This window comes from Microcoleus sp. K1-B1 (assembly GCF_036704705.1).
Taxonomy (GTDB): domain Bacteria; phylum Cyanobacteriota; class Cyanobacteriia; order Cyanobacteriales; family Microcoleaceae; genus Microcoleus.
In genome coordinates this window covers 1-6172 of record NZ_JAUBSH010000163.1, presented here as the reverse complement: position 1 = coordinate 6172, position 6172 = coordinate 1, and the positions used below count along the sequence as shown (strand labels likewise).

The 6172-nt window shown below is 47.3% G+C and carries 5 protein-coding genes; 3 read left to right on the top strand and 2 right to left on the bottom strand.

Annotated elements, in window-relative coordinates; translation table 11 throughout:
* Positions 1-115: 115 nt before the first annotated feature.
* On the bottom strand, positions 116-1003 hold the full coding sequence (gene btpA, locus QUA83_RS29815) for a photosystem I biogenesis protein BtpA (RefSeq protein ID WP_333297792.1): 888 nt from the start codon (positions 1001-1003) through the stop codon (positions 116-118).
* 217 nt (positions 1004-1220) lie between these two features.
* Here btpA and QUA83_RS29810 point away from each other — a divergent pair, with 217 nt between their 5' ends.
* Together QUA83_RS29810 and QUA83_RS29805 are read left to right on the top strand one after the other, a co-directional pair.
* Positions 1221-2462: a transposase gene (locus QUA83_RS29810; RefSeq protein WP_333152092.1), complete on the top strand. Its 1242-nt coding sequence runs from the start codon at positions 1221-1223 to the stop codon at positions 2460-2462.
* Between the two features lie 418 nt (positions 2463-2880).
* Positions 2881-3867, top strand: coding sequence for a GDSL-type esterase/lipase family protein (locus tag QUA83_RS29805; protein WP_333297791.1), 987 nt, complete (start codon positions 2881-2883; stop codon positions 3865-3867).
* A gap of 409 nt (positions 3868-4276) precedes the next feature.
* Here QUA83_RS29805 and QUA83_RS29800 read toward each other — a convergent pair whose 3' ends face one another.
* The gene (locus QUA83_RS29800) at positions 4277-5329 is read right to left on the bottom strand and encodes a Gfo/Idh/MocA family protein (protein WP_006635844.1); all 1053 of its coding nucleotides are present in this window, start codon (positions 5327-5329) and stop codon (positions 4277-4279) included.
* 508 nt (positions 5330-5837) lie between these two features.
* Here QUA83_RS29800 and QUA83_RS29795 point away from each other — a divergent pair.
* Positions 5838-6101: a hypothetical protein gene (locus tag QUA83_RS29795; protein ID WP_333297790.1), complete on the top strand. Its 264-nt coding sequence runs from the start codon at positions 5838-5840 to the stop codon at positions 6099-6101.
* The last annotated feature ends 71 nt before the right edge of the window (positions 6102-6172 follow it).

Below are 6172 nucleotides of genomic sequence, written 5' to 3'. Positions count from 1 at the left end.
TGACTGTTGACTGTTGACTGTTGACTGTTGACTGTTGACTGTTGACTGTTGACTGTTGACTGTTGACTGATGACTGTTGACTGATGACTACTGCCAACAGTCAACAATTCCTATTTTACGTTTTACTTGTGACTTTGCCCGGTTCCGGTGTTGGCTCTCTTGAGCCATTAGCATCTCTATTTTCCTGTTCGCGCTCTTTCTGTGACAAGCTGCGGCGGGCGGCTTCTACAAACTGACTGACGCGGATCGGATCGATGGGCTGCTCGATGCGGCCGTTTCGTTTCAGGGAACTCGATACGATTACGCCGTCAGCAGCCTTCATGAGGGTGGAAATGTTTTCCCACGAGGCGCCGCTACCGATGAAAACTGGAATTCCCGCCGCTGCTGCACTCGCGAGTTCTAAGTCTTCGAGATTGGGAGGGCTGCCAGTTGTCCAGCCGGAAAGGATTACGGCGTCGGCTAAAGCGCGCCCGATCGTCTCTTGGACGGCTGTGGTCAAGTTGGGGCTGCCTAGGGGTCGCCCGTGCTTGACTAACACGTCGGCTAATATTTTGACATCGCTGCCCAATTCCCGGCGGTAGCGCAGTAGCTGGTGAGCTTGGCCTTCAATTAAGCCTTGGTCTGTAGCCATGATGCCGTTGAGGACGTTGACGCGGATGAATTGGGCTCCTGTGCAGGAGGCGATGGCGATCGCGCTGTGGGCGTCGTTTCGCAGCACGTTAACGCCGATCGGCAGCGTCACGAGATTTGTTAGCCTCTCAACTACCAGAGTCATGGCACTTACCACAGCCGGATCTACGCTGTCTTTGGCAAAAGGAGCGTCGAAAAAGTTCTCGACAATGATACCGTTTGCGCCACCAGAAGCCAGCGCTGTAGCCTCTTGCTCGGCTCTTCCGATAATAGCTTTGAGGTTTCCGCCCCAGCGGGGAGAAGTTGGCAAAGGCTGTAAATGTACGACACCGATTATGGGATTCGGCGTTTTGAATATTTGTTTTAAGTCCACGGATTTTCCTGAAACCACCAAGTTCACTGACTGCTGACGGCGGATGAGTCACGGTATATTCTAGAATTCTATAGCAAATATGCTGAGAACCCCGTGTCTTTAGACCGGGGATGAAAGCTAGAGGCAGGCTTTAGCCTGCAAGTTACCTTACATTGCTTTGCTTGTCGTTGACTCTACAAAATGCTACTCTATTTTGTAGACCCAGGGAAAACGAGCAATGTTAAACCTTAGTTACGAGTACAAATTGAAGCCAACCGCAGAGCAAGCTCAAGAAATTGAGCGGGTTCTAACGGTTTGTCGCAAGGTTTGGAACTACGCTTTGCGGGAACGCAAGGACTGGATCAACTCTCGTAAATGTGCGGTCAATGCTTGCTCGATTTCTAAGGAATACATCATTCCGCTTGATGCAGCTTACCCAAATTATTTCCAGCAAAGCAAATCATTGACAGAAGCAAAAGAGCAAATCCCAGAGCTAAAAACTGTGAACGCTCAAGTACTCCAACAAATCTTAAGACGACTGGAGACAGCTTTTGTGGATATGCAGCGCAAAGGAATGGGTTTCCCAAGGTTTAAAAACCAGTATCGGATGAGGTCGTTTGTATTCCCCCAAATGCTTAAAAATTGCATCCAAGGGAATTCGATTAAGCTTCCCCAACTGGGTCAAGTGGAGTTCATTAAGTCTAGGGAGATACCAGACGGATTTGTAATCAAGCAAGCTCGGATAGTTCGCAAGGCTTCAGGGTATTTTGTCGTGATGTCACTGAGGTGTGATGTTAACGTGCCCGACCCTGTAGCATCGGGAAATCCAATAGGGCTCGATCTTGGTTTGGATCAATTCTTGGCAACATCTGATGGTGAAGTAGTTAAACGTCCCAAGTTTTTGAAGACCAAACATCGCAAGCTGAAATTGCTGCAACGTCGGTTAAAGAACAAGAAAAAAGGGTCTAACAACCGCCACAAGCTAAACAGAAAGATAGCTAGACATCATCAGCATATTGCCGACACCCGCAAAGATTGGCATTTTAAGCAAGCTAATCATATTTGTGACCAGGCCGGAATGGTATTCGTCGAAGATATCGATTTCAGGGTTTGGGCTAAAGGGATGTTTTGCAAGCATACGCTAGATGCTGGGTTTGCCCAATTCGTGTCAATACTGCAATGGGTTTGCTGGAAACGAGGCGTATATTTTGGCAAGGTGAATAAAGATTACACCTCGCAGGTATGCCCTCAATGCGATACGCACACAGGTAAAAAGGAGCTTAAAGAAAGACTCCACCAATGCCCTGAGTGTGGTTACACGACGCATAGAGACGTAGCAGCAGCTCAAGTTATCCGCAATCGCGGATTGTCTGAGGAGGGACGCTTCTTGGACATTAAAGAAAATGCTTGTGGAGACGGTCTGACGGGGACTGGCAACGGTCTAGTTAAGAGTCGCGGAAGCAAGAAGAAGAAAGCTTGAGGGTGTGGCTTGGGCCCACCCTCAAGCAGCCTTTAAGAATCCCCGCGCTGGTCTGCCGGGGAGTACGTCAAATCCACGGGGGCGATTCGGATGACTCGATCGCGCGGTCAGGTCGGTAAAAGCCCGAAGCCATGCCATTTTAGATTTTAGATTTTAGATTTTAGATTTTGCAATTGCCACCTACTACTTACCTGACTCAAAGACGGATAAACAGCTAGAAGACAAAAGTCGCCGACAGCAAAAAATTTTAGACATCACGGATCTGTCCCAGATTCATCTGTGGAGTCAATGCTTTAATCTTTAATCTTTAATCTCAAATCGACTGACTACAATCGGGGTTGAAAGCTTGACTGCAGTTGCATTCTTTTTTATACCTTGGTGTCGGCAGGGGTTTTTCCTTCTCTATCGAGGTTGACTGGTGAAAGTTGTTCTCATAATTTTGGCTGTCACCTCCGGATTGGGGGCAGCAATCGAAGTGCTCTTGCGGGTGCTGCTGGGTTTTGGTAATCCCTTGATTTATATTGCCGATGCCGAGTGTGGCTATTTGTTGGCGCCCAACCAGAAGGTGCGTCGCTTGGGCAACCGGATTGAGATTAACGAGTATTCGATGCGTAGCGGAACGATCGCCCCCCTCCCCGATCCGTCAACTCTGCGCGTTTTGCTATTGGGAGATTCTGTCGCCAACGGCGGTTGGTGGACACATCAGACAGATACGATCTCGGAAATTATGGCTCGGAATTTGAGACTGCAAGTACAGAATCTAGCGAGCGATTCACAATTAGGTTCACAAGTCAACTATTCAAATTTTGAAGTTCTCAACGCCTCAGCCAATTCTTGGGGGCCGAGGAATCAACTTGCTTACGCCAAGCGGTTCGGTGTTTTTGGGGCAAAGGCTTTGGTTTTGCTGCTCAATACGGACGATTTGTTTGCATCGGCTCCCTGTGATCTGGTTGTGGGGCGCGATCGATCTTACCCGGATCACAAACCTCGATCGGCCACGCTAGAGTTATTGAGCCGCTACCTGCTACCTGTAGTGCCGACTAGGCAATTGGCAGCACCCGGAACCACAAGTGGCGATGTAGTAGGCTGCAACTTAGAGGCTATTAGCCAACTCCAGAAAATAGCTGTATCCGCCAACATCAAGTTTTTGCTAGCCATCACGCCCAAGCGGGGCGAACTCGGCGGCCCGGGCCCTCGCGACTGGGAAGTCAAAGCTAGAGCGCGTCTCGCCGAACTCGTAGAAACAGAGAAAATTACTTACATAGATTTTCTTCCCATTTTCAATTGTGCGGCCGAATTTCCAACTTTGTATCGAGACAGCATTCACCTGAGTCCTCAAGGAAATCAGCTAGTTAGCAAAACCATCAGTCGTCAAATAGTCGCTCTTTTTTGGCATAAATCGTGACTTCACCTAAAGACGGATACTTGCTCACGACTTCTGTTGTCGAGAGCAAAAAAGTTGAAACCTTAGTTCAAGCCGCCAGATTCATCGGCAGAGTCAATCGATTTTAGATTTTAGATTAAAGCCTTGACCGCACGGATAAATTCGGGGGTTCCTTTATCGGATACAGGTTTTTTATTTTTGGACAAATGAATCCGGGGGCTTGTATCCTGGATGCTTTTGGTCAATCTAAAGTCTAAAATCGTTCGACTGAGCGCAACTCGACGCACGCGCTCGCCGAACTTCTCACGCCGAATTGTCCCATCTCAAATCGACTGACATCGAATCCGGTTGCATGGGAACAGTTAGCCTCTTCAACGAACAACAAACCCAAACTGTAAAAGCACCCGGAAACGACACGATTTGTCTCTATTTAGCTAACTTGCAAAGTAGACTCTAGCTCTTTCGGATACCAAGCTTGACCGTCGAGAGCCATTTGCTCAATCAAACTCGCAAGCCGCAGAGCTTTGAGAGCTTGTTCTCCTCCCACAGAAGGCTGATTTCCACCCCGCACGCAATTAATAAAATGCTCCAATTCTGCGTGGAGCGGTTCAATATTGCTGGTGTAAACTTTCTCGATCAACCCATCTTGACGGTAAAGCACCTGACCATAATCCGTCACGTAATTGGCGGTTGTTTGTCGGTGAATCAAGATTTCGTTGTTGAGAAAATCTGCCTCTGTCAGAGAATTTTTGCAGTGAGCCACGATTGAACGGAGTTTGCGGTGCGTCACCTTACTGGCAGTCAAGGTGGCGACTATGCCGTTAGCAAAGTTCAACGTCGCTGTCACGTAGTCTAAATAACCTGAATCTGATGCCCTGCTGCCGCTAGCCGTCAGCTTCACCACTTGGGAATCTGCCAATTCCAGCAGCAAGTCGATGTCGTGGATCATTAAATCCAAAACTACCGATACGTCGTTAGCCCGCTGGGAATAGGGACTCATCCGGTGAGCTTCCAATGCCAGTAACTCTTCAGTTTTCAGCACTTTGCCGAGTTCCTGAAAAGCTGGATTGAAGCGCTCGATGTGACCCACTTGTAAAATCCGGTGGGCCTCAGCAGCCGCGTTGACCAAAGATTCGGCTTCGGCAATGCTAGCCGCGATCGGCTTTTCAATTAAAACGTGAACACCCGCTTGGAGACAAGACATCCCCACAGGGTGATGCAGGCGAGTTGGAACGGCGACGCAAACTGCATCTACGTGGGCGAGCAAATCTCGGTAGTCTTCAAAGAAGCGAACCCGGTATTTGCTTGCTACATCTATTCCCCGCTCTACATTTATGTCTGCAACACCGACGAGTTCGATATCTTTTAGCAAGCTCAGAACTCGCGTGTGATGCTGGCCCATATTGCCAACCCCAATCACCCCAATGCGGAGGGGTTCAGGTTGACTTCGCTGGGCGAAAACGTTTGCGTATCCCAATGACATCCTATCTAGCACTCCTGGATTCTCCTCCACCACCACAGGAATCAAGCCCCTTGGCTTCCCTCAGCTACTCACAGCCATCCAGATAGTACCACAGTCAAACTATTTGTGAAGAATTTCTAAGTTCAGTTGCGATTATCGCATCCGGCTACTAAGCAGTAGCTACTCATACACAAGGGCAGAATACTGGGGTTAAATATCTGGAAATTGCGTATTGACAAAATTTATTAAATATGTATAAGCATCTGGACGATCGTCCGCAGCATCGGAACAACACCAACCTGTCGGAATATTTGGCGATTACCATCAAACATTTTTCTGGTTTCTGTTCAAAAGTAATAGTTAAAGTCATAAATTATACAAATACAACAGATGACTTATCCGTATTACTGCGGTTATTTACATTCCGCAATTTTTGACTTCAAAAAAATTCACTTTAAGAATGTGGATAATTACGGGCGATCGCTTACTCAAATAAACTAGACTGACCTAAAGCTTAATATAAAAAACAATGAGTCAAAAACTAAGACCCAGATTAGGAAGTGCGATCGCTAGCACAATTTTAAGTTTGTTTTCTGCCGTGTCATTGGTAGGAGTAGACAAAGCACAAGCCGCCGTACTCACCTACTCTTTCGATATGGCACATAATGTAGGTCACGGTTTTTTCAAGGTGAATAACTCCTCGCTTACAGGAATAGGATTGGAACAAGTTGCAGTTTCCGAGGGAAGATTCGACCCTTATCTCATTGTTATTATTAACTATCTGGGACTATAGCAATCCTAAATGATTTTCTCTATCTAGATCAATCCTAAATGATTTTCTCTGTGTAAGTATATTGACGTATT

Bases quoted from the DNA above. Each gene is read 5' to 3' on its own strand.
- QUA83_RS29795 (WP_333297790.1), top strand. From the start codon at position 5,838: ATGAGTCAAAAACTAAGACCCAGATTAGGAAGTGCGATCGCTAGCACA.
- QUA83_RS29810 (WP_333152092.1), top strand. From the start codon at position 1,221: ATGTTAAACCTTAGTTACGAGTACAAATTGAAGCCAACCGCAGAGCAA.
- QUA83_RS29800 (WP_006635844.1), bottom strand. From the start codon at position 5,329: ATGTCATTGGGATACGCAAACGTTTTCGCCCAGCGAAGTCAACCTGAA.